29 protein-coding genes are annotated in these 22,326 nt (G+C 62.1%); 17 read left to right on the top strand and 12 right to left on the bottom strand.

Going from position 1 to position 22,326, the window contains the following annotated elements:
- Positions 1–163: 163 nt before the first annotated feature.
- The 3 genes from PYR64_RS03935 to PYR64_RS21725 are packed head-to-tail and all read left to right on the top strand — an operon-like array spanning position 164 to position 2,396.
- Positions 164–496, top strand: a complete 333-nt coding sequence (locus tag PYR64_RS03935) for a hypothetical protein (RefSeq protein ID WP_275778483.1) — start codon at positions 164–166, stop codon at positions 494–496.
- A gap of 9 nt (positions 497–505) precedes the next feature.
- Entirely contained in the window at positions 506–1,750 is a 1,245-nt protein-coding gene (locus tag PYR64_RS03930) for an NAD(P)/FAD-dependent oxidoreductase (RefSeq protein ID WP_275778481.1), read from the top strand.
- 52 nt (positions 1,751–1,802) lie between these two features.
- On the top strand, positions 1,803–2,396 hold the full coding sequence (locus tag PYR64_RS21725; RefSeq protein WP_345799341.1) for an HNH endonuclease signature motif containing protein: 594 nt from the start codon (positions 1,803–1,805) through the stop codon (positions 2,394–2,396).
- 37 nt (positions 2,397–2,433) lie between these two features.
- Here PYR64_RS21725 and PYR64_RS03920 read toward each other — a convergent pair whose 3' ends face one another.
- Both PYR64_RS03920 and PYR64_RS03915 read right to left on the bottom strand, forming a co-directional pair.
- Entirely contained in the window at positions 2,434–3,054 is a 621-nt protein-coding gene (locus PYR64_RS03920) for a dihydrofolate reductase family protein (protein ID WP_275778479.1), read from the bottom strand.
- Positions 3,055–3,221: 167 nt separating this feature from the next.
- Positions 3,222–3,422, bottom strand: a complete 201-nt coding sequence (locus PYR64_RS03915; protein WP_079581136.1) for a hypothetical protein — start codon at positions 3,420–3,422, stop codon at positions 3,222–3,224.
- 93 nt (positions 3,423–3,515) lie between these two features.
- Between PYR64_RS03915 and PYR64_RS03910 the strand changes: the two genes are divergently transcribed.
- Positions 3,516–4,637 (top strand): HNH endonuclease, encoded by a 1,122-nt coding sequence (locus PYR64_RS03910; RefSeq protein WP_275778477.1) that lies wholly within the window; start codon positions 3,516–3,518, stop codon positions 4,635–4,637.
- A 71-nt stretch (positions 4,638–4,708) separates the two neighbouring features.
- On the opposite strand, the gene PYR64_RS03905 is transcribed toward PYR64_RS03910, so the two are convergent.
- Together PYR64_RS03905 and PYR64_RS03900 are read right to left on the bottom strand one after the other, a co-directional pair.
- Positions 4,709–5,920 (bottom strand): serine hydrolase domain-containing protein, encoded by a 1,212-nt coding sequence (locus tag PYR64_RS03905; protein WP_275778475.1) that lies wholly within the window; start codon positions 5,918–5,920, stop codon positions 4,709–4,711.
- A 195-nt stretch (positions 5,921–6,115) separates the two neighbouring features.
- Positions 6,116–7,006, bottom strand: coding sequence for an EamA family transporter (locus tag PYR64_RS03900; protein ID WP_275778473.1), 891 nt, complete (start codon positions 7,004–7,006; stop codon positions 6,116–6,118).
- A 96-nt stretch (positions 7,007–7,102) separates the two neighbouring features.
- On the opposite strand from PYR64_RS03900, the gene PYR64_RS03895 reads away from it, so the two are divergent.
- Together PYR64_RS03895 and PYR64_RS03890 are read left to right on the top strand one after the other, a co-directional pair.
- Positions 7,103–7,606, top strand: a complete 504-nt coding sequence (locus tag PYR64_RS03895) for a MarR family transcriptional regulator (RefSeq protein ID WP_275778471.1) — start codon at positions 7,103–7,105, stop codon at positions 7,604–7,606.
- A 386-nt stretch (positions 7,607–7,992) separates the two neighbouring features.
- Entirely contained in the window at positions 7,993–8,226 is a 234-nt protein-coding gene (locus tag PYR64_RS03890; RefSeq protein ID WP_275778469.1) for a hypothetical protein, read from the top strand.
- 28 nt (positions 8,227–8,254) lie between these two features.
- On the opposite strand, the gene PYR64_RS03885 is transcribed toward PYR64_RS03890, so the two are convergent.
- On the bottom strand, positions 8,255–8,449 hold the full coding sequence (locus tag PYR64_RS03885) for a hypothetical protein (RefSeq protein WP_275778467.1): 195 nt from the start codon (positions 8,447–8,449) through the stop codon (positions 8,255–8,257).
- Positions 8,450–8,569: 120 nt separating this feature from the next.
- On the opposite strand from PYR64_RS03885, the gene PYR64_RS03880 reads away from it, so the two are divergent.
- Genes PYR64_RS03880 through PYR64_RS03865 form a run of 4 tightly spaced genes read left to right on the top strand, consistent with a single transcriptional unit; the run spans position 8,570 to position 10,203 of the window.
- On the top strand, positions 8,570–8,887 hold the full coding sequence (locus PYR64_RS03880; RefSeq protein WP_018777176.1) for a metalloregulator ArsR/SmtB family transcription factor: 318 nt from the start codon (positions 8,570–8,572) through the stop codon (positions 8,885–8,887).
- Complete coding sequence (locus tag PYR64_RS03875; RefSeq protein WP_079581142.1) at positions 8,880–9,287, top strand: SRPBCC domain-containing protein; 408 nt, start codon at positions 8,880–8,882, stop codon at positions 9,285–9,287. Before PYR64_RS03880 ends, PYR64_RS03875 begins: the two co-directional genes overlap by 8 nt.
- Positions 9,288–9,344: 57 nt before the next feature.
- The gene (locus tag PYR64_RS03870) at positions 9,345–9,917 is read left to right on the top strand and encodes a hypothetical protein (RefSeq protein ID WP_179128331.1); all 573 of its coding nucleotides are present in this window, start codon (positions 9,345–9,347) and stop codon (positions 9,915–9,917) included.
- A gap of 46 nt (positions 9,918–9,963) precedes the next feature.
- Positions 9,964–10,203 carry a PLD nuclease N-terminal domain-containing protein gene (locus PYR64_RS03865; protein ID WP_064722006.1) on the top strand — a complete coding sequence of 80 codons (240 nt, stop codon included), beginning with the start codon at positions 9,964–9,966 and terminating at the stop codon, positions 10,201–10,203.
- Between the two features lie 88 nt (positions 10,204–10,291).
- On the opposite strand, the gene PYR64_RS03860 is transcribed toward PYR64_RS03865, so the two are convergent.
- Positions 10,292–10,597, bottom strand: coding sequence for a transcriptional regulator (locus PYR64_RS03860; protein ID WP_055974529.1), 306 nt, complete (start codon positions 10,595–10,597; stop codon positions 10,292–10,294).
- Entirely contained in the window at positions 10,594–11,037 is a 444-nt protein-coding gene (locus PYR64_RS03855; RefSeq protein WP_018777169.1) for a hypothetical protein, read from the bottom strand. Before PYR64_RS03855 ends, PYR64_RS03860 begins: the two co-directional genes overlap by 4 nt.
- 180 nt (positions 11,038–11,217) lie before the next feature.
- Between PYR64_RS03855 and PYR64_RS03850 the strand changes: the two genes are divergently transcribed.
- The gene (locus PYR64_RS03850) at positions 11,218–12,405 is read left to right on the top strand and encodes a TerC/Alx family metal homeostasis membrane protein (protein WP_018777168.1); all 1,188 of its coding nucleotides are present in this window, start codon (positions 11,218–11,220) and stop codon (positions 12,403–12,405) included.
- 135 nt (positions 12,406–12,540) lie between these two features.
- On the opposite strand, the gene PYR64_RS03845 is transcribed toward PYR64_RS03850, so the two are convergent.
- The 3 genes from PYR64_RS03845 to PYR64_RS03835 form a co-directional block, all read right to left on the bottom strand.
- Positions 12,541–13,908, bottom strand: a complete 1,368-nt coding sequence (locus PYR64_RS03845; RefSeq protein ID WP_275778461.1) for an MFS transporter — start codon at positions 13,906–13,908, stop codon at positions 12,541–12,543.
- Between the two features lie 167 nt (positions 13,909–14,075).
- Positions 14,076–14,813 (bottom strand): GAF and ANTAR domain-containing protein, encoded by a 738-nt coding sequence (locus PYR64_RS03840; protein ID WP_039240170.1) that lies wholly within the window; start codon positions 14,811–14,813, stop codon positions 14,076–14,078.
- Between the two features lie 223 nt (positions 14,814–15,036).
- Positions 15,037–16,014 carry a nitrilase family protein gene (locus PYR64_RS03835; RefSeq protein WP_275778458.1) on the bottom strand — a complete coding sequence of 326 codons (978 nt, stop codon included), beginning with the start codon at positions 16,012–16,014 and terminating at the stop codon, positions 15,037–15,039.
- A gap of 110 nt (positions 16,015–16,124) precedes the next feature.
- On the opposite strand from PYR64_RS03835, the gene PYR64_RS03830 reads away from it, so the two are divergent.
- Both PYR64_RS03830 and PYR64_RS03825 read left to right on the top strand, forming a co-directional pair.
- Positions 16,125–17,003, top strand: a complete 879-nt coding sequence (locus tag PYR64_RS03830; RefSeq protein ID WP_275778457.1) for a LysR family transcriptional regulator — start codon at positions 16,125–16,127, stop codon at positions 17,001–17,003.
- Positions 17,004–17,190: 187 nt separating this feature from the next.
- A complete protein-coding gene (locus tag PYR64_RS03825) occupies positions 17,191–17,691 on the top strand; it encodes a GNAT family N-acetyltransferase (RefSeq protein ID WP_275778456.1) in 501 nt (166 codons plus the stop codon).
- A 14-nt stretch (positions 17,692–17,705) separates the two neighbouring features.
- Here PYR64_RS03825 and PYR64_RS03820 read toward each other — a convergent pair whose 3' ends face one another.
- Complete coding sequence (locus PYR64_RS03820; RefSeq protein WP_275778454.1) at positions 17,706–18,395, bottom strand: hypothetical protein; 690 nt, start codon at positions 18,393–18,395, stop codon at positions 17,706–17,708.
- 257 nt (positions 18,396–18,652) lie between these two features.
- Between PYR64_RS03820 and PYR64_RS03815 the strand changes: the two genes are divergently transcribed.
- From PYR64_RS03815 to PYR64_RS03800, 4 genes are all read left to right on the top strand, one after another.
- Positions 18,653–19,408, top strand: a complete 756-nt coding sequence (locus tag PYR64_RS03815) for an SDR family oxidoreductase (RefSeq protein ID WP_275778452.1) — start codon at positions 18,653–18,655, stop codon at positions 19,406–19,408.
- 35 nt (positions 19,409–19,443) lie between these two features.
- A complete protein-coding gene (locus tag PYR64_RS03810) occupies positions 19,444–19,875 on the top strand; it encodes a VOC family protein (protein WP_275778450.1) in 432 nt (143 codons plus the stop codon).
- Positions 19,872–20,369 (top strand): DinB family protein, encoded by a 498-nt coding sequence (locus PYR64_RS03805; RefSeq protein ID WP_110505839.1) that lies wholly within the window; start codon positions 19,872–19,874, stop codon positions 20,367–20,369. The genes PYR64_RS03810 and PYR64_RS03805 overlap by 4 nt, the downstream gene beginning before the upstream one ends.
- Before the next feature lie 69 nt (positions 20,370–20,438).
- On the top strand, positions 20,439–21,191 hold the full coding sequence (locus tag PYR64_RS03800; RefSeq protein ID WP_275778448.1) for a metalloregulator ArsR/SmtB family transcription factor: 753 nt from the start codon (positions 20,439–20,441) through the stop codon (positions 21,189–21,191).
- Between the two features lie 70 nt (positions 21,192–21,261).
- On the opposite strand, the gene PYR64_RS03795 is transcribed toward PYR64_RS03800, so the two are convergent.
- Positions 21,262–22,254 carry a nucleoside hydrolase gene (locus PYR64_RS03795; RefSeq protein WP_275778446.1) on the bottom strand — a complete coding sequence of 331 codons (993 nt, stop codon included), beginning with the start codon at positions 22,252–22,254 and terminating at the stop codon, positions 21,262–21,264.
- Between the last annotated feature and the right edge of the window lie 72 nt (positions 22,255–22,326).

The raw sequence follows: 22,326 nt of genomic DNA, 5'->3' as shown, positions 1-22,326 counted from the left end.
CCCAGCCTTTCCGAGATCCGCCTTCGCGTGCCCTTCCTCTGATACAAGGCACCTCTTGTATGTGATCCGAGCCGGCCGGATATGACGGCGTTCGCGTCACGACCCGGCCTCAGCCCGCACTTCTCCTAAAGGAACACTGCGAGCGCCCAGGGGGCCAGTCACATTGAGTACCACCGAGATCCCGCCTGGCGGATCGTTGTCCGATCCCGCGCATCCCAAGAGTCCTTGGAGCAGTCATTTGCTGCGGAACTTCGACCTGAAGGTCATCATTGAGATCTCTGGATGCGAGCGCAGCGCCTCACGCCTGCTGCGCGGGGAGCCGTTGTCCGGAGTCGACGTCGGACCTCTCGCCATGGCGAATCATGCCGCCGGGCACATGGGCTACCTGCCCCTGTTCGAGCTGGGCGGCAAGGCGCCGTCCGTTGCTCCCGGTGTGGAGGATGTGCTCCGCAAAGTTCTCCCCAACGCACTGTTCCCAAGGGGTGGCCGGGCGTAAAGTCCACCCATGGGACGCATCCCGGAAACCGTCGTTATCGGCGCAGGCCAAGCCGGCCTCACGACGAGTTATTGGCTCACGCAATTCGGCGTGGAGCATCAGCTCCTGGAGCGGCGCGACACTTTGGGCGGCGCTTTCCAGGATCGTTGGGACGGCTTCTACATGAACACGCCCAACCTTTCGTTGGACCTTCCCGGGATGCCGTTCGACGACGGCGACCGTGACGCCTTCATCCCCCGCGACGCCGCCGTGAACCTTTTCAGGCGATACGCTGAGCTGATTGCGGCGCCGGTCCACACGGGCGTTGACGTGACCCAGTTGTCCGCTTCTCCGGAGGGCGGGTTCCTGATCGAGTCCTCCCAAGGGAGCCTGAGAGCCCGGAACGTCGTCCTGGCCACGGGCGCGTATCAGGTGCCCAAGGTTCCTGCCCCGGCCGTCAAACTCCCCGCCGGCGTGACCCAGCTGCACACCCACGATTACCGCAATCCGGAGCAGCTGCCCGATGGCGCCGTGTTGATCGTAGGGACCGGCCAGTCGGGCGGGCAGGTCGCCGAGGAGCTGCACGACGCCGGCCGCGACGTCCACCTAGCCATCTCCGTCGTTCCCGAAGCCCCTCGCCGCTACCGTGGCCAGGACCTCATCTACTGGATGCTCGAGACCGGCAAACACGGACCTGACTACGGCGTCAACGCCCTCACCCGTGAGGCACTGCCCTCCCCCGCGTTGCGGTTTGCGCCCAATCCCCTGCTCTCGGGCACCGACGGCGGCCACAGCATCCACCTGCGCGAACTCGGCCGCCGCGGCATGCACCTGCACGGTCACCTTGAATCAGTCGACGACGGCGTCATCACCTTCAGCGACGACCTCCCCGAACGCCTCGCAGCCGTTGAGTCCGCGTTTGGACAGCGTTCACGCAAGGCGATTGATGCGTATATTGCGGCAGCGGGGATCGATGCACCGGAGCAGGCGGCTGCGGAAGCGGATGACTGGTTGCCTGCGGAGCTTTCACGGGTGAGCCTTGCGGAGGCGGGCATCACTTCCGTGTTGTGGGCTTCCGGATACAAGTTGGACTTTGGGTTTGTGGACCTGCCTCTGGTGGATGAATGGGGCTACCCGAAGCATTCGCGCGGGGTGACGGAGATTCCTGGGCTGTATGTGGTCGGGTTGCCGTGGCTGACCCGGCACTACTCCTCCATTGTTGGAGGCGTGGGGCTGGACGCGGAGTACGTGGCGGGGCGGGTTGCGGCGGACTGACATTCGCCCCGGCCTGCCCGTAAACGGAGTGCGTTGCTGCTAATGTCACGTCATGACAGAGGGCCAGTCATTTCGATTTGAATTGCGGCGTATCTATTGGACGCGCCAGTGCCTTCGTCTACTTGTCGTTGTCTCGGCCGTCTGGCTGTTCGTGGCCGCTTACCTGTTCTTTGCAAGACCGCGGGCCCTCGGCGACTTCGGTATTGACTCATTCGAAAACGTCATACGGGAAGTCTTTGGCGGCCTCTGGATCGCCATCGGGCCGCCCGCAGCATTCATTGTGATGTTGCTGGTCCTAGCTATCGCCCTGCGGACGAGCGACGTTCGGCGTCGAGATCCGCAACGTCGGTTCACGCGGCACCAGCGTCGCGAAGGAATGCTGCGGGCTGGCGGGATATGTGAACTGGAATCGGGTTACGGGAGGCGCTGCAGCCGAGCTGCGGAACACGGAGATCATTTCTATCCATGGTCCAAAGGCGGAGCCACCTCGCTCCGGAACTTCGTGGCTGCCTGCAGTCACTGCAATCGGCATAAAGGCGCCAGTATTCCAAGCCCTGGGCTATTGATGCGCCTCGAGCGACGGCGGGCGTCAGGGACTGGCATGGCGGTTCCTGTCGGCGAAAGACGAAGGCTTCGATCGGCGTGACTTGCGCACCACGTCTGGCTGTCCGCTTTCGTGGCCCCTACGCCTGATCGATCTCCGCCATACTTCCCACTGCCGGCGTCCCCTCAACCAGTGCGTAGCGTTGCATCACAGCGCCTTTCGGGGAGGCAACCACGGGCTCGATAAGCCGAAGGTTCGTTGGCACCACCCCATCGGCGAACACCTTCTTCCCTCGGCCCAGGAGGATTGGATAAACCCAAAGGTTGAGCTGATCGAACATGCGCTCAGCGAAAAGAGTCTGGACGAAATCGAGGCTGCCGATGACATGAATGTTCTGGTGCTTCTCGCGTAGCTCCCGCAATTCAGCCACTGTGTCTGGGCCTAGGAGTGTGGATCCCTCCCACTCAAGCTCCGGCGACTGACGCGAGGCTACGTACTTCGGAATTCGGTTGAACAGCTCCGCGATTTTGCCATCCTGGTGCGGCCAATACGAAGCGAAGATGTCATAGGTCCGCCGGCCCAACAACAGCGCGTCCATCCCCGCCATTCCGGAATCGATCTGCTCGCCGACAACCTCGTCGATGAGCGGCGCCTGCCAGCCGCCGAACGCAAAGTCGTTGGCAGTGTCCTCTTCCGGCCCGCCCGGTGCCTGCGCGACCCCATCGAGGGTGGTGAACAGGTCAATGTGGATCAGTCCCATGTCGGGTTCCTTCCCTGCTGCCTGCCGTCACCCCGGCGGCAGGATCAAGTCGAGAGTTCCACAGGTGAGGCGACTAGGCAATGGTCACCGGACAGATACGACGACGCCGACAGCATCTTGCGCTGGCACAGGCCCACCGTCTTGGCCTTGGTAGATGAGAAGACAGGCTAAGCCGAGTCCCGCATCTTCTCGGCGCCCTGGCGCCGCTCAAGAATCACCCAAGCCACCGTCGTCGGGGCCCCGACCAGCACCAGGAGTGTCATGCTCCAGAACCCATCGATCACTTTGGTGAACTGCAAAGTCAAAACGGCTAACAGCAGGACTGTGGATGCAATGTTCAAAATGCGGAGCTTACGTGCCGTAGTCATTTTCGGAATCGTCCCCCTACGATGTCGTCCAAGAAGCCTAAGGAGATCTGTCCTCGTGGTGCATCCAGTCCTGGGACGATGGCATCACCCTGAATGGAGATAGACATCCCCTATTTATGTGCAATCCAGGAACCGAATGTGACGCGGTTTTCGTATATTTTGGAGGAAGGATCGTTGGCAGCACTGCCAGACTCAGACGATCCGCCGCTTCGATGCCCCCAGATCGTAGCTGGCACAAAAGGGACAGGAATCGAGCAGATCGCCGTGGTTGAGCACGTACTGAAGAACCCGGAAGATGGCGAAAGCACGGCGCGGGTACAGCTTTCAGCCGCCATCATGGCGGAGAGAGTCCGACGAGAGGCACTATGGGCGTCGCTTCTCGCGGCGGGTGGGCCCACCGACGTTCCACGGGCTCTGCCAAGGGCACTTGGGATTTACGGCAACCAAGCCGGCATATTCGTCCCAAACGCGGAAACCAGAACGCTGGAAACTCCCAGGGGCATTGCCCTCTCGTTCCTCAATACAGGTCGCCACTACGATGACGAGCTAACAGATACGGGCGTCATCTATCACTATCCGACGACGGGCAGATCCGGACACGATGCGTCCGAAATTGAAGCTTCCAAGGCTGCGTACAGAGCCAGCCTTCCAGTTTTCGTCATAGGACCGGGCCGCAAATCAACGACAAGAACCGTGTACCGCGGTTACATCGAAGACCTGGACGACCGGAACAGGGTGATGCTCATAACCTTCACGCGGTCGGAACTCCCTCCACCGCCACCGCTGCCGACGGAACATGATGAGGCTTTCAGGCTAACAATTGAGGACGACGCGTCGAGCTACAGCGCTCGGAGGAACAGACCGAATCAAGTACGTTTCGCCTACGACGTTTACAAGCGCTACGGCCACGAGTGCGCCGTTTGTGGGTTGAGCATCCAAGGCCTTCTGCAGGCAGCACACTTGCTCGCGAAGAAGCGCAAAGGAAGCGATGACCCACGCAACGGCCTCCCGCTTTGCGCGAATCATCATTTAGCCTTCGACCGCGGCTACTGGTGCATGGATACAGACTTGATGTTGCATGCCAGCCCAACCGGCCCAGCACTCGACGAGCTTGCCATCACGCGGAAGGATCTTCTGCACCTTCCCCGAGCCCCTCATTTGGATGCTGTAAATCGGGTGTGGGGCAACTGGACGGCGGCTACACGAACACGCTAGACGGCAGTCCGCGTACGGAACGCATCGACCGCATTAGCGTCGGATAGTCGTGCCTTACCCGCCCAGCGCCCCTACCCACACAACCGATCCTGCACCTCCATAAGAGCCGACAGCATCTGACTGCTCATCAAATCGCGTTCGTCCACCAAGTCCTCACCCGCCCGCAATGACGGCTCCGGAGCAGGAGACACCGCCATCGACGCTTGGTACCGCCCGTCGTCGGAACTGAGCGCGACGGTCCGGAAGTCGAGGAAACCGCCTTTCGTGAAGAAACGCGGTGCGCCGCCGCAGTCCGGGGACCACTTGACCAGCCCCAACGCAAAGGGTCCGATCACCACCTTCTTCATCTCCGTCAACGAATTGGCGGACAAGACCCGACCACCAAACAGGGCAGCCATAAAGTCATTGACGTCGGCCATGGTCGAGACCACGACTGGCAGCGGGGAACCCAGCTGTTCCAGGACCGGGCCACCGGTGACGCGCTTGCCTCGGACGCTGACGTAGCCCTTGATCAGGTCAGGGGCGTCCGGCGCGTCCTCGTCGATAGTCGTATGGGTCAGCCCGAGCGGGCTGATGATGTCGTCGCGAAGAATCTGAGGGTATGACTTGCCACGGAACTTTTCCAGGATCAGTCCCAATGCCAGGTTGTTCGAGTCGGAGTACTGGAATAGCCCGACAGTTCGCGCTTCCCAAGGCAACGTACCGGCGAGCCGAAGAGCCTGCGGAGTTGTCAGGCCCTGGGAGGAAGCAGACACAAAGTCCTCCAAGCTCCGGATCATCACGTCTCGGTAATCTGGCATTCCCGACGCCTGGGAGAGCAATTGCCTCAGAGTGATCTGGACGGGAGGCTTGAGGCCAACCCCAAAGCTCTCCAAAAGCCCGTTGACGGGATCATCCAGAGCGATCAGTCCGTCGTCAACGAGTTTCAACACAGAAACCGCCGTCATGGTCTTGGTAACGCTTGAAACGGGGACTCGATCCTGCGGCCGGGCCGGTTGCCTCGTGTCTAGATCGCGGACTCCGTAAGCCTTCGACCATTCACCACCTGGCCACCGCAGCTGGGCGAGGACAGCCACAGCGTCTTGGTCCATGAAGGTCTGCATCGCGTACTCCAGGGAGCTGATGGCCTCAGCGTCGCTGAACGACGGCGACGGCGAGGCCGAAGGAGATGGAGACGGCGAAGGCGGCGGGCCCAGTGATGTGCACCCGGCAAGCACCGATCCGGCCAGCATCGACGCGACCAACCCTGCAGTCAGTCGAACGAGCCAGCCATGGCGGTTCATCAACGCACCAACTTGAACGCGAAGTAAGACCTCGGGGCCAGCGCCAGTCCGGCTTACGTCCAGCCGATGAGCACTGCCTCCTGGATACGGCTCGGGGCCGCGACGACACAACACCGCGAGCGCATTCCAGCGCTAGGGCTAAATTGATCGTCCTCCCGCCACCCCTGCGGGACAAGCATCAGAACTCCACTCCCGTCAGCTAAGCACTTTCACCTTCGCCGGCACGGGCTGACCCGCCGCCGCCCCAGCCCGCTGCACCAAATACACCGACCCCAGCACCAACACCGCGCCCACAATCTGCCAGCCCGACAACGCTTCCCCCAGGAACGCGAACCCCAGCACGGTCGCCACGAGCGGGCTCAGGAATCCCAGGAACGAGACCATCATCGTGGGCAGCCGCTGGATCCCCCGGAACCACGCGGCGTAAGCCACCAACGCACCAATGACGCTGAGGTAGGCAAAGCCCGCAACATTGGGCAAGGTAACCGACGTCGGCAGTCCCTCAACCACCAGCGTCACCGGCAGGAGCATGACCCCACCCATCGCCAACTGAAGGCCGGTAAACCCAAGCAGCCCCACGCCGTCGGGCCTTCCCCAACGTTTCGTCAGGACAATGCCGGCCGCCATGCTGAGCGCACCCGCCATCCCGGCAAGCACACCAATGACCGTCAGCGACGCGTCGGAGCGCAGGACCAGCAAACCGACCCCGGCAGCTCCCACGGCGCACGCCACGATGTGCGCGAGGCGGATCCTCTCCCCCAGCAGCAACGCACCTAGGAAGAGCACGAACAGGGGCTGGATCGACCCGACCAACGCCGCCAACCCACCCGGCAACTGGTACGCGGTGAAGAACAGCAGGAAGAAGAACAGCCCGATGTTCAGTGCGCCCAGTGCCGCTGCTTTGAACCACCAGGTTCCCCGCGGCCACGTCCGGGTGACGAGCATCAGCACGATTCCGGCAGGCAGGGCCCGCACGGTTGCGGCAAGGAGCGGCCTGTCGGCGGGGAGGAATTGCGTGGTCACCAGATAGGTGGAACCCCAGACCATCGGCGCGAGCGCTGTGATGAAAAGGTCGCGGGGAGACATCCGAGCCATTATTCACTTCCATACATTTCGATGTCGAACTATTTGATGTATGACAATGTAGGTGTTGTACTGTTTGAGGTCAAGCATGGGAGGGCAATGGACCGCGACGCAGTGGACACGATTCTTGACCAATGGAACCGGGAGCGCCCCGATCTGGATGTCAGCTCCATGGGCATTTTGGGCCGGCTCGCAAGGGCGAACCGTTTGGCGTCACTCGATGTGCAGAGATTCATGAACCAGTTCGGGCTGGAGCCTTGGGAGTTCGACGTCCTGGCAACCTTGCGCCGGTCCGCGGCCGAGGCGCCGCTCACGCCCGGGCAGCTCGCCAGTCTGACCATGATCGGCTCCGCAGCCATGACCAACCGCGTCGACCGCCTGGTGAACCGCGGCCTGATCCACCGCGAAACCAACCCCGGGAACCGCCGTCAGCTACTGGTCAGCCTGACGCCCGAGGGACTTGCCCTGGTTGACGAGGTGGTGGAACATCACGTGGAGAATCAGCAGAAGATGCTCGACGGCCTCTCCAAGACCGAACGCGAACAGCTGGCGAACCTCCTGCGGAAGTTCCTCCTGGCAAACAACGACGGCGGCCCCGCCTAAGCAGCCAGCCTCACCCATGCAAGGATGAGGCGTGGACACTTCCTCTGAGCAGCTGGCGATCGCAATCGGCAAGGCCATGGTGGGTGGTGACGGCACTTCCTACGATGCAATCCCACTATGCCAAGCTGGTGGGCACACTGAGCGGTACGCCATCTCAGTGCTTCCAAGAGGCTTCATATGGTCCGCGACGCGGCTATTGGACGGAACCACCCAGAGCTTTGACTCTCACACCATGACTGTTCAGGTTGACGGCGCAGCCCAGCATTCCCTCTCCATAGAGCGCGTCCCCCGCGCCTTTCCTGAATCCGTTCAGTTGGCCTTCCCACTCTCCCTCCCCATATGGGGCCGGAGCATGGACAGCTACCATCCGGCGGCCGTGGAGATAAATGGCACAGACACCACTGCTGCTAAGGCACCGCTCCGACCCAACAATCTTTGGATCCTTCACGTTCGAAACGGAAAGCGGAATCGCGAAAAGCTACTTCACGCCCAGCGAGGTACGGAAGCTGGAGCGCGAGTCAAAACCGGACGACGGCGGAATAGACTTCGGCTTCGTAGCGGGCATTGGGGAGAGCCTGCCACCAGGGATGCAGTATCCCACGAAATCTACGCAGACCTAGAGCTGGCATCCAGTCCATCACTATCGGATCACTCAGACTCGCCGCCCTCCCGGGGTGCAGCATTCCGCTTGGCTTTCCGCAGGACATAAACTCCGTAGCACCCGAATCCCAGCATGAGCACGGCTCCCGCGGCCCGCCACCAGACCAGCGGTGGCCACATCGCAAAGATGATCGCCAAGGCAAAGAACATCACTACTTGCAATGGGCTCGGTGCGTTCTTCACAGGTCTTCCCCCCGAACTGGCGACATCTTCCTTGAACTGTGAGTCTACGAAACAACCCGAATGTCACAGCGTAAGAGGACTAACTTTTCATTTCGGAAATTTCCGACATATCATCAACCCGTGCCCTCCGACGTCTTCGGCGCCCTCGCGAACCCTTCGCGGCGGACCATCCTCGACACCCTCCTTGCCGGTCCCCTGACCGCAGGCGAACTGACGGGTCGACTGGAGCTCAGCCGCTCATCGGCGTCGGAACACCTGGCCGTCCTCAAGGAGGCAGGCCTGATCCGCGAGGAACGGCAAGGCCGGCACAGGATCTACCACCTCCAGCCGCAAGGACTGCGTGAAGTCAGCGGTTGGCTGCAGCACTACGAGCATTACTGGAACCAGAGGCTCGATGCCCTGGCCGGTCTTCTGGATGAGGAGAATACCCATGACTGAAAACGCCATCCGCCTCGAGCGCACCTTCCCCCTCCCCAAAGAATCAGTGTGGGCCGCCCTCACGACGCCCGAGTTCCTGGCCCGTTGGTGGGCACCCGGGGACATCGCGCCCGTCGTCGGACACCGCTTCACCATGGACATGGGCGCTTGGGGCCAGCAGCAGTGCGAAGTCACCGCCGTCGAGCCCGGCGAGTCGATCACTTTCGTCTTCGCCGAAGGCACCTTGGATACGACCATCACCTGGACGCTGGAAACGGTCGACGCCGGGACAACACTTCACTTCGAACACGCCCGCTTCAACCTGGACTCACCCATGGGACGGCAGGCCATCGAGGGCATGGGCAACGGCTGGCCGGGCCTGCTGGGGCGGATCGAGCAGGTGTTGGTGAGCGTGGGCTAGGATCGCCGCGGTGACGGGTTCCCGCCTATGGCTCGAAGTAGGTGGAGAATCACTCGTATGGGTGGATCTATGTATCAAGCGGCAAACGACTATTCAGTATCGGAGGATGCCCGCCGAGCTCGCAGCTCCCGCGCGGAGGAATTCGGCCAGTTCGCCTACGGATTCTCTGCTACCGCGCCGAGCCCGCTCTCGATCTCGGGTCCATCGGAAGTCGAGACAGGGCTCGTGGTCGATGCACGCTTCGACCATCCGCCTATTGAAGGTGAAACCAGCCCACCGACAGAATGGCTGATCACCCTCAAGCCCGTTCTCAACCATCCACTGGGTGCCGGGCAGCTTATTGACCTTCTAGCCAAGGAACTTGTTCGATTTGGTCTTGGTCAAATGGTTGCCACGAATCCCACGGAACTGCTCCGGGCACTCGCCAGCGCCAGCGCCCAGCCGACGTCCATAACCATCAACGGCGTCGCAACCGTCGGGTGGAGTCTTGAACTTGCTGAAGTCCGGGGGTTAGTCGCCGGTTCCCATGGTCGGGTGTTCATGTGGCTCGCCACGCGAGTCTCATCAGCTCCCAAGCTCTTGGTCACGAAAGACCTGGGCTCATATGTGCGGGCACTGCTCGGCACCTAGACCGGCTGCTACATTGCAGGGAACCGCATGTTCAAGGGGGAACGGCATGGAAGCTTTGCAATGGATACCAGCGATCTTGGCGGGAGCCGCGGCACTCTTTGTCATGGGATCAATCATTTGGGGCTTGTTCGACGTTCTTGGTGACAAGCGCCTTGACCAAGCAACGCGAACTGTATGGGCGCTACTGATCTTCGCCCTGCCGCTCATTGGCATCTTGGCATGGCTTTACACCAAACCCCAGATCGCCGGCGGCAGTGACCACGTCCGCCTGAAAAAAACCCTTTAGGGGCACTTAGCCGCCGGGCGCTTACCCGCCGGGCGCCCGGCCCCCGCAAGCCGCGCCCCGCCGTCGTACGGCTTCCGACGGCTTGCCGTCACCCGCCCGCAATCTCCCGCAGCGTCTGCAGGTGCGCAGCCCATACGTCCCGGCCCAATGCCGTCAGGCTGGCCGACGTCCGCGGCATTTTCCCCGCGAAGCTCTTCTTGATCTTCACGTACTCGGCCTTCTCCAGGATGGCCAGTTGCTTGCTCAAGACGGAATCGCTCACCTGGATGGCATCGCGGATGTCCTTAAAGTCCATCGATTCCGCGCCGGCGAGCGCAGCCATGATGGAGAACCGGACGGGTGAATGGACCAGTTCGTTGAGCTTGTGGCGCGGGTGTTCTGCGGGAGTGGTCATGCGCGCAACTCGCGGAAAGCCGCTGCCAGGCCCACTGCACCGAGAGCAATGGCCGCCGGGAGGTAGAACCACAGGTTGCCGTCCCGGAAGAACGAGGCGCCCACCACGAGCGCCACGATGTAAAGGGCAAAGTACGCAAACAGGGACGTGAGGAAGCGCCTGGTGTAGCCGGCCTTGGTGGACCGCTGGAACATGGGCCAGACGGAGGCTGTGACGGCAGCCCAGGCACCCACCGAAATGGCTAACAGGGCTGCGCCGTAACCGGTCACGAGCACGATGTGCATACCGATCATGAGCAGCGATCCAATGATCGCGAGGCTGGTAAACGTGACGGCAACCGGCCAGGCCGCTGCGTTGGTTGAGGTGGCACTGATGGCCTCTGCCTTGGCAAGGAGCTCGCGTGCTTCTGCAGCGGAAGGGCCGCCTGTGGTGTCGTTCATGGTTCCCCCAAAGATGCGTTTACTTGATAGAGCAACCCTAAGAAAGTACTTTCCACTCTGTCAAGTACTTTCCACTGCCCTCCCGTTACCACCAGCCCCACCAGACCCGGTAAATTTGATTCCACGAGTTTGACCCTCGGTGAGCAACACCACTCGCGCGCCTCACGAAAGCAGGATCATATGACCGTCTCTCCCCTCATCTGGGGCATCACCATCGTCGTCATTCTGGCGCTCCTGGCCTTTGACTACTTCTTCCACATCCGCAAGGCCCACGTTCCTTCCCTGAAGGAAGCAGCCATCTGGTCGTCCATCTACGTAGGCCTGGCCGTCGTCTTCGGCATCCTGGTACTGGTCTTTGGCGGAGCACAGATGGGTTCGGAGTACTTCGCCGGATACATTACGGAGAAGGCCCTCTCGGTCGACAACCTGTTCGTCTTCCTGATCATCATGGCGAGCTTCCGGGTGCCGCGTGAAGACCAGCAGAAGGTCCTGTTGTTCGGCATCGTGTTCTCACTGATCGCCCGCACCGGCTTCATTTTCCTCGGCGCCGCGCTCATCAACTCGTTCGCCTGGGTCTTCTACATCTTCGGCCTCATCCTGCTCCTTACGGCCGGCAACCTCCTCAAACCCGGCGACCACGGCGACGACCAAGCGAACAACTTCATCATCCGGCTCGCCAAAAAGCTCTTCCACACCACGGATAAATACGACGGCGACAAGCTCTTCACCATGGTCAACGGCAAGCGTGCCCTGACTCCCATGCTCCTGGTGATGGTGGCCATCGGCGGCACGGACATCCTCTTCGCCCTCGACTCCATCCCCGCTATCTTCGGCCTGACGCAGAACGTCTTCATCGTGTTCACGGCGACGGCGTTCTCGCTGATGGGCCTGCGCCAGCTCTACTTCCTGATCGACGGACTGCTGGACCGCCTCATCTACCTCTCCTACGGCCTGGCGGCCATCCTCGCGTTCATCGGCGTCAAACTGATCCTCCACGCGCTGCACGAGAACAACCTTCCGTTCATCAATGGCGGCGAACATGTCAACGTCATCGAGATCACCACAGGCCTCTCGCTGAGCGTCATCATCGGCGTCCTGGTCATCACAGTGGTGCTCTCCCTGATTAGCCCGGCAGGCAAGGCCCAAACTGCCATCAACAACGCCCGCCGCCACGCCGTGGACTACTTGGACCTCGACTACACCGCCGACGCCAATGAGCGCGAGCGTATCTACCGGGCATTGACCGCGGAGGAAGCCCAGATCGTCCAGATGCCCCTGAAATATCGGAACAAGGCCAAGGACGTGGAGAAGATCCGCGAACAGGTGGCAGAAGCCCACCGCCAGCACGAGGCGTTCCTCAACCGCTAAGCACAGCCCTCGGTTCAGCATGAAAACGGGACTCTGGCACCACTGCCAGGGTCCCGTTTCGATGTTCACCTGCACATTCGATGACGGGCAACGTCGAATGTGCAGCGGGCCATCGAATCGGGCCCAACCGATCCGCTAAACGGCCGCCGGTTTCCGCCACATCACCGCGAGCACCAGCACCAAGGCACTAAGCCCGAGCATCACCAGGACCATGATGCCCCAGTTCGCCTGGTTCACACCCGGTCCATACAGCACGCCGATCAGCACGGTTGCGGTGATCGCGCCAAGGTAGCGGCACGTCTGGAAGATGCCAGCCGCCACACCCCTCTCCTCGGGACGGGCCGAAACATACAGGCCTTGGTTCGACGCCGTACTGACCACGCCATACGGAACACCCATCAAGGCAGTCAGCACGAACACCACCGGAGCCCACAACGTCATCGTCAGGACGCCAAGTGTTCCTGCCGCGAGTGTCAGGATCCCGACGCCGGCGATCAGCACCGAACGCACACCGAACCGCTCAATGAACCGCACCGTCAGTGGCGTCACCACAACCGACAACGCCGCAAGGGGAAGCATCAGCAGGCCTACCACACCGGCGTCGTAATGGCCTGCTTCCTGCAGAAGCTGCGGCAGGCCGAAGAACGCAAAGTAATACACGCCGCTGAAAACAATGAACAGCACATAGACCAGCAACAGCGGGCGGTTGCGGCCCAGCAGCCGGAGGTCCAGGAACGGCGGCCTGAACCGCAGCTCGCGCCAGGCAAAAAGTGCGCCAATCACGGTAGCCGCTCCCAGAAGGTACCAGCGGTAGCCCGGCATCACGTTGAGCAGCGCCATCATGGCGAGCATGAGGGAGGTGACGAACGCGAGGATGCCGGGGATGTCGGAATCCCGTATCAGCGTTCCCAGCGAACCGGTCTCCCTCCCGGAATCGGCAGGTGCAGTTTGCCGGACAACAAACAACGCGAGCAACGCGATGGGCACGTTGATCGCGAACAGCGCCTGCCACCCCACCAGGCTCACCAACAGGCCGCCCACCACGGGACCCACAGCAGCGGCCGAGGTGTTGGCCATCTGGATCCGGCCCAGCGGCCGGGTGGACGGCAAGTTCGCCAGCCGGCTTAGTTCGGTGACCATCACGACGGCGGACGGGTACGCCGTCGCGGTCCCTACAGCCATGAGCGCGCGGGCCACGCAAACCAGCGCAAAGTTGGGCAGGAACGGTGCGATCGCACAAGTAACAGCGACCAAGGCCATGCCGAACATGAACAGCCGCCGGGGCCCGAAGCGGTCAGCCAGCCTGCCCATGAGGGGTTGCCCTGCCGCGGACGCCAGATAGAACGAGGTGATCACCCAGGTGACTGTTGCGACGTCGAGCTCAAAATGCTCCCGAAGGACCACCAGTGCCACAGCGATCATGGACGAGTTCAGCGGGTTCAGTGCAGTTCCGAGGCTCAGCGCAGCAATCGCGAGCCCAGGACGGGGTTTCTTGGCGGTCACCCAACCCAGTCTGCTCCATGGTTGCCTCGGGTTACGAAACGGGTTCGGTGGGCGGACTTACTGGTTCGGGCAAATTTTGCTGGATCATCCGGAGTGGCACCGGCACCCAACCCTGGAATTCCGCGGGTGCACCGATGTGCGGGCGACGATGATCCAGCAGAATGTACTCACTCCTCGAAGTGCGTGGTGATCTTCCCGGAAGACACAGCCGCGATGATGGACTTGGCCAGATGCCGCAGCTTGATGTTCCGGTTGCTGGAGGCCGTCCGCAGGATAGTGAAAGCTTCCTCCTGGCTGCAATGGTTTTGCGCCATGATCGCCCCGACCGCGAGGTCGATGACGGTGCGCGACTGCATCGCTGTTGCCAGGTCGTTCCGGGCATCGCTGAGTTGTGCGATTTTCAAGGCGAGACGCAGCGACTTGGAGGCGTGGGAGGCGAAGACCTCGGCCCGTTCCATGTCCTCGGCTTGGAACGCATCCGGTTTCTCGGAGTACAGGTTCAGGGCAGCGCGCGTATCGCCCTCGACCAGGAGCGGAACGCTCAGGATGGAGCGAAGCCCTTGGTCGGAGGCGGCCTGGATATAGGCCGGCCAACGCTGGTCGCTCAGGAGGTCCGGGACCAGTACGGGGGTGAGCTTGTCCATGGCCGTGAGGCAGGGGCCTTCGAAGGTGCTTTGGAGCTGATCCATGACGCGGGCGCGCTCGTCACTGCTTGCGGCAGTTGCCGACTTCTTGCGACGTAACACTGTGATGCCGCTGTATACCGGGCTCTCCGGGTGAGAGAGGCTCTCGGCTGAGAAAGCCGCGAGGTCGCTGAGAAAAGCCTCAACGTCCTCGCTTCCCAGGACGAGATCCAAAAAGTATCCGTTCTGGAGAGCTTCATGCTCGGGGAGGGGGTTGACCATGCACGTTCCTACTGACTGAAATGCGTCCCCAGCAGACAGCAAAGGAGCGAAAAGGGCCGCCCTCTGCAAAACGGTCTGGCAATACCTTATCGCCCAACGATCGACGGTACAAAGTGCGGCGCAAGACGTCGTTGACCTGCGGCTATGCTGAAACGCCCCCTGATGGTTTACCCCCCCACCCTGAGTCGGGCCCGCTAGCCGCTGGCCACGAGGGAAAGTCCATTCAGACGTCCACAGGGTCCTTGGAGAAGCGCGCTGCACGAGCGTCCAGCTCGTTTCCCTGCTGGCGGCCGAGGATGCCGTACAGCTCTGGCCTGCGGCCACGAATCCATCTGCGCCCGGTTGAAAGTGGCACGAGATCAAAGTCCAGATCTGCCGTTACCACGGCTTCGTCCGCCACCCAGGTCTCGGCCACGATCGTTCCGTAGGGATCGATGATCATCGCATTCCCCGTCCGGATCTCGTCGTCGTCGCGGCCCACACCGTTGCTGAAAAGGATAAACATGCCGTTGTCGTGGGCACGGGCAGGCAGCCACCGCATAAGCCACCCACGGCCGTTGACCCCCCGGAACGCGCCCTCGATGGCCGCGGGATCCGCTGCACGGTTGTCCCATAGCTCTGCCGGGACAGGCTTCATCCCCCGGGGACTGGCCGAGTTGGTCCCGCCCGTCTGGTGGGGAGCAATAAGCACCGTTGCCCCGAGGAGGGCCGTGGCACGCACATTCTCCACCAGGTTGTTGTCCCAACAAATCAGAATCCCTGCTTTGACACCCCAAGGTGTATCGAACACTGTGAACTCCGAGCCGCTACTGATGGCCTCGTGCTCGAAGGCGTGGAGTTTCCGGTGGGTGTGAACGGTCCCGTCCGGGAGGCAGACGGAGTAGGAATTGAAAAGCCTCCCGTCGGCCTGTACTTCCAGGAACCCGATACCGATCCCCAGTTCGAGCTCTGCGGCAAGCTTCCTGATGGTTTGGACGTGTTCACCGTCCTCGGACTGTGCTAATTCATACAAGCGTTCCGGGGTCTTCTTGCGTAGATGCCAGTAACCGATCAGGCACATTTCCGGGAACGCAACAATCCGGGCGCCGTCCCTCGCCGCCTTGATGGCCAGCCGGCGAATGGTCTTTAGATTGAGGTCCGGGCGATCCGGGGCGGCTTCGAACTGGACAACCGAAGCGCGAAGGGTGGGGGCGGTGATCATTGGTTTCTCCTTGGTTGGGACACCTCCCATGCTCGCCGCCACCTATCATTCCGTCTAATGAAATTTTGAGGACTTTTGATTCCCTTCAGGAATGAAACTAGGATCCCAGAATGGAACTACGGCTGCTTCGCTCCTTCGTTGCTGTCGCCGAAACCGGGAACTTCGGGTTGGCGGCCAAGGCGCTTTCCACCACGCAATCCAACCTCACCAAACAGATTCAGCTCCTGGAGCGTCAGGCCGGAAGCCGGCTGTTCACCCGGGGTCGGCATGGGGCAGCACTCACCCGTGCCGGAGAGGCGCTGCTTGCCGATGCGGTCGACCTCGTGCGCCGCGCCGACGGGCTCGCACAGCGCATGGAACGTATCGCGGCGGGGGCTGAGGGTGCGTTGAAGGTGGGATTCGGCATGTCCGCGATCGACGTGGCTCCGCGTGCTGTGGCCGCCTTCAGGACCGAACATCCGGCCATCGACATCGGATTGGACGACATGTCATCCACAGCGCAGTTCGAGGCACTGCGCAACGGGACGCTCAGTATCGGATTTGTTCGGCTGCCTGCCCCACCGGACATTGACACCCGGATGATTCGCCGCGATCGTCTGGCCCTAGCGATTCCCAAGAGTGAGTCGGCTCCCCTATCAACCCGGGATGCGCTGCATCGGTTCATCGATGGTCGTCCTCTCATTCGCCTTAATCCGGCGCGCGGCCCAGGACTCACTGCCCAAACCAGCAATCTCTTCTCGGATCTGCGCGCACGGCCAGGCGTCCTCTATGAGACCTCGGACCTTCTCACTGTGCTGGCGCTCGTTGCAGCCGGAGCCGGCTCCGCCGTGGTTCCCGCCAGCACCTCGGCCATCGTTCCGGAAGGCGTGCAATTGGTGCCCATCGACCTCGAGTCCTCAGTGTGGAGCATTGGAACCGCGTGGCTGCGCGGAAACAACGACCCACTCATCCCATTGTTCCTGCAATCCATCGACGCCCTCAGTCTTTAGCCGGCCCCGCCGTCGAGCCCCTCACCACCAACTCAGTCCCCAGCTCGATCCTGTAGGTTCACGACCCACTTTGGCATTCGGTGGCCCCAAATTCAGCCGATTCCGGTTGCATAAGCGTCCAACGGAGTTCAAAGAAGGTAGCGGAAGCACGGCCCACGGCGGGGTCAGCGGCCGGTAGGCTTCGGAGATGCTCCCCCCCCCAACCAAACGATTGCGCTTTCGCGAGATGACGCCTGCTGACATCGACCAGATGAGCAGCCTGCTCGGTGACCCCCACGTCATGACGTACTACCCGGCGCCCAAAACCCGGGAAGAAGCAGCCGCCTGGATCGACTGGAACCGGGCGAACTATGCCCACCACGGGTACGGGTTGTGGATCGTGGAAACCCACGACGGCGGATTCGTGGGCGACTGCGGGTTGACGTGGCAGAACGTCAATGGCCGGTCCGAGCTTGAGGTTGGTTACCACGTGCGCGTAGAGCTCCAAGGCCGCGGGTATGCCACCGAGGCCGCCATGGCGTGCCGCGAATTTGCCCGCGATGCGGTGGAAGTTGATCGCCTGGTAGCCATCATCCACCCCGACAATATTGCCTCCAGGCGCGTTGCCGAACAGATCGGAATGCGGCACCTTGAGGACGACCTTGCGGGCTCCACGGTTCGGACCGTGATGGGTGTCAAGCTCCGTTAGCTGCCTCTCCGGCGTCACGCGAACTTCACGTCCGTGTCCGGGTCCTTCCGGGTATCCAGCATTCCGGCGATCTTGCCTTCCAGCGCGGCAACTGTTGCTTCGGGAAGGACGATCAGGCCGTCGAGTTCCTTGCGTGCGCGCTTGTACGCAGTTTGCCGTTCCGCAGGTGTAGCTGCGGTGTCCTCGGCAATGCGCAGCAGTTTCCGGGCCGTAGCCAGTCGTTGCCGCTCCGGGCCGCTGAAGTTACCGTCCTTGATTCTCCGGGCTTCGCGCTCGGCTACGTCGAAGGCCAACTCGTAGCTGTGAACGGCCGCCCGATATTCAGCAAGCCGGGCCGGCGTCGAGATCTCCTCCGGCGCGCCCGGCCGCAAACCATCGGCTTCCTTCTTTGCCCGCAGGAAAGCGACGGTCAGTGGCTCACGGACATCGGACATCAAAGGGAAATCGATGAGGTTCCCGACGTCGAGTTCGTACTCCAGCCATCTGTGATTGACCGAATCGTGGGCGGTCATCAGTGAGACCACCTCAGCCTGGTTTGCTTCCTCGTGCACCGCCAATTGGTTTCGCAGCTTCAGCAGTTCCACCTTGCGGCGGTGCCGCTCCTCGCTGGCTTTGGACCACGATCTCGCCCAACCGCCAGCCATCCCGCCGATGGGGAAGATGAGCCACCAGTAACTGCCAAGGAAGTCGAAGAGGGGTTCCACCGCTCCATCCTCCCACCGCTGCCGACGGTGCCTCAACAGGCCATGGCGAGTCGCTCAATCATCTGGATTTTTGGGCCCGCAGACGCTGCCACCGATCGGAACTTCAACGTCAAGCAGCCACACTCACTGGCTTGCTTAGAGGACCCAATAAGCACTGAGCATTAGATCCTCTATCCCTAAGCTAATCTAGGCATAAGCCAACCTTGTTCACCGGATATGCTCCTTCCGACCGTGATTACGTCTTGGAAGGACACACCTTGCCTACTACGAATGACCACAACGACGTGGCATCCACACCGGCCCTCAACATTGTGGTGGCAGGATCAACCAGTGCCGCCGGCCAGGCAGTGGTGGCGGCACTGCTCGCTGCGGGAGCCCGGGTTGCCGCCGTCGATCTGGACGCCGCCCGCTTGGAGGAACTCGCCAGGAACCACGACGGCGTAGTCCCCTACACCTGCAACCTCGCGAACATGGAGTCGGTAGAGAAGCTGGCGGCCTCCGTTCGAAACGACCTTGGTCAGGTAGACGGATTGATCCACTTGGTCGGCGGTTGGCGCGGAGGCGACGGAATCACGGGTCAGAGGGATGACGACTGGGACGTCCTGCACACCAGCATCATGACAACCCTCCGGAATACCTCCCGCGCTCTCTACCCGGATTTGGAGGCATCGCCGCGGGGCCGCCTCGCCATCGTTTCCGCCACGGCGGCAGCGAACCCCACCGCCGGGGGCGCCAGCTATTCGGCCATCAAGGCAGCTTCGGAAGCATGGGTCCTCGGCGTCGCGGACGGTTTCAACGCAGCCCAGTCCGGCCACAAGACTGAGCCCAAGGAACAGACCTCGGCCGCAGTGGTTTTCGTTGTGAAAGCCCTCTTGGACGACGCCATGAAGGAGGCCGCGCCGCACCGCAAGTTCCCCGGCTACACGCACGTCAAGGAACTTGCCGAACACATCGCCGCGCTCTTTGACGCCCCGGCTTCCCACCTGAACGGTACCCGTCAGCACCTTGCCTAAGTCCCGGCGTCGTACCCTGTCGCTAGCATGTCCGTATGGACCAGCGACTGCACTTCATCACGTTCGCCACGCCTGATCTCGACCGGACCCGCGCCTTTTACAAGGACGGGCTCGGTTGGGAGCCGCTCATGGACGTGCCCGGCGAAATCCTCTTCTTCCAGGTTGCCCCGGGTTTGATGCTCGGCCTGTTCGACGCCGAAAAGTTCGACCAGGACCTGACCAGCGGCATCCAAACCCCTGGTGTGAGTGGAGTGACGCTCTCCCACAACGTCGGCAGCGCAGCGGAGGTCTCCCGCACCATCGACACGCTGGTGGCCGCCGGCGCCACGCTGATCAAACCCGCACAGGCAGGCGCTTTCGGCGGCATCTTCCACGGGCACGTCAAGGATCCCAACGGCATCGTCTGGGAGATCGCGTACAACCCCGGCTGGCGAATCGACAATAACGGAAAGGTGGTTTTTGAATGAGCGCATCTACGCAAGAGGTCACCAACGAGGACATCCGGACGCAGTTCGAGGCGTTTCTGGACGAGCACCGCCGTGCGCTCACCGCCAGTCTGGACGGTCTCACCGAAGAACAGGCACGACGGCGGCTGGTCCCGTCGCGCACGACGCTTCTGGGCCTGGTGAAGCACGCGACTTTCGTGGAAAAGGTGTGGTTCGACGAAGCCATCACCTGCAGGTCGCGGGCCGAGATTGGCATTCCGGCCACACCGGATGAGTCCTTTATCCTCGGTGAAGAAGACACCATCGCCAGCATTCAAGCGGCTTACTCGGCGGCCTGCGAGGCTTCGCGGAAGGCTACGTCGGACCTGGGGCTGGACGACCTTCTCCCCGGCAACCGCCGCGGCCCCCTCCCCTTGCGCTGGGTGTATCTGCATATGCTGCGTGAACTGGCCCAGCACTGCGGGCACGCGGATATCCTGCGGGAACAGGTGACTCCTCCGGACGTCGAAGCATAGGCCTTGCAGCCCGCCCCTCCCAACGAAAATCCGTTGACACGTGACCAAAAGGTCACCTATTCTAATCCCATGGACGCCGTGTTCAAGGCCTTGGCTGACCCCACCCGCAGGGAACTCCTGGACGAGTTGTTCCGCGCGGATGGCCAATCCGCCACCGCCCTCGGAGCCCGGTTCGAGATGACCCGTTTCGGCATCGCGAAGCACCTCAGACTCCTTGAGGATGCCGGGTTGGTGGTTGTCCGCCGTCGAGGACGCGAGAAGCTGCACTTCCTGAATCCGGTCCCCATCCGCCTCATCCACGATCGCTGGGTGAGTAAATACGCAGAACCATGGGCCGCTGCCCTCAGCGACCTCAAATCCAGATTGGAAAGTCCCATGGAAAAGATCTTCGAGATTTACATCAAGACCACGCCGGAAAAGCTTTGGGAGGCCATCACCGACAGCGAAATCCGCAGCAAATACCAGTTCGGGAACACCTTGGCGTCGGACTGGACGCCGGGCAGCCGCTTCGAGATGCGCAACCCCAAAGCGGACGCGCCGCTGGGTGTAGGCGAGAACATCGAGGTCGATCCCCCACGCAGGCTCGTCCAGACCATGACGGCGCTGTGGGGCGAGGACGTCAAGGCCGAGGGGACGTCGCGGATCACCTGGGAAATCGAACCTGTCGGGGATTCCTGCCACCTTACGGTCACGCACGATCAACTCCGCGAAGGCGCGAACGACCAGCTCTACGGCGGCTGGCCCATGATCCTCTCCGGCCTGAAGACCTGGCTGGAAACCGGGGAAAAGCTCACCACGCCCGGTTCGCTGATGTACGCATAAGCCCCCTAAAGAAGGACGACGACGGCGGGCCGCTGCCGCCGTCGTCGTCGATACCTCAATCTCCCGCCAGTCAGGCGACGGGCTGTACTACCTGCTCTTCGCTGAGCCAAGCCGCCTGCAGGGTGCCCAGCAGGTGGGGAGCGAAATCCTCGCCGATCTCCAGGACGACGCGGCATCGCGCGCCGCGCTGCTCCGGGAACCCGGCGTACTGTCCTCGGAGATCGCAGACCGTCTGGCCCCGGCCCGGGCCGTCGGTGGTGTCCACTTGGACCCGGACGGTCGGGGCCAGGGTGGGTTCTACTCCCCTGACGGCGATGGCGGCGGCAAGGGGATCGTGCATGGCCGAGCAGGCCCGTCCGAAAATGTCGACGTAGAAGCCGAAGTAGTAGCCCAGCATCTCCCCCAAGGCCTGGGACACCGGGTGTTCGGTGGACAGCAGCTCCTGGCGGTGGTTTTCCTCCAGGACGTTGGTCATGGTGACATCCAGGGGAACCAGCGTCACGTTCCAGTCCGCGGCCAGGACCTCGGCTGCGGCCTCGGGGTCGTTGGCGATGTTGGCTTCGGCCACAGGAGAGATGTTTCCCGGTGCCAGCGCAGCGCCGCCCATGATGGTCACCTCGGCAATAAGCTCAGGCAGCTTCGGTTCCAGCCGCAAGGCTTCGGCGATATTGGTCAGTGGGCCGATGGCCACCAACCGCAGCTCCCCGGCGTACTGGTGAGCCAACTGGACCAACAGTTCGGCAGCCGTGGCCTTCACCGGTTCGCGGTCGGACGGAGCCAAGTCCACTCCGCCGATGCCGTTATCGCCATGGACGTGCGGCGCGCCGCCGTGGAAGGTGCCCACCAGCGGATCGTGCGCGCCGACTGCCACGGGGATGTCCGGGTGGCCCGCAAGGTTCAGCAGGTCCAGGGTGTTGCGGGCGCCGCCGGCTGCACTGACGTTGCCGCTCACGGTCCCGATTCCTACGAGCTCGGCCTTGGGTGAGGCCAGGAGGTAGGCGAGGGCGAGGGCGTCGTCGATGCCGGTATCGCAGTCAAGGAAGAAGGGTGCAGGCTGGTTCACAGGTCTCTCGTTTCAGGTGTAACGGTGATGGGGGTTCTGCTGGGTGTCCGCGCGGAACCGGCGGACCGGCGT

The organism is Paenarthrobacter sp. Y-19 (assembly GCF_029223985.1).
GTDB lineage: Bacteria > Actinomycetota > Actinomycetes > Actinomycetales > Micrococcaceae > Arthrobacter > Arthrobacter nicotinovorans.
The sequence above is the reverse complement of the archived record's forward strand: the minus strand, read 5'-3'. Positions and strand labels throughout refer to the sequence as shown.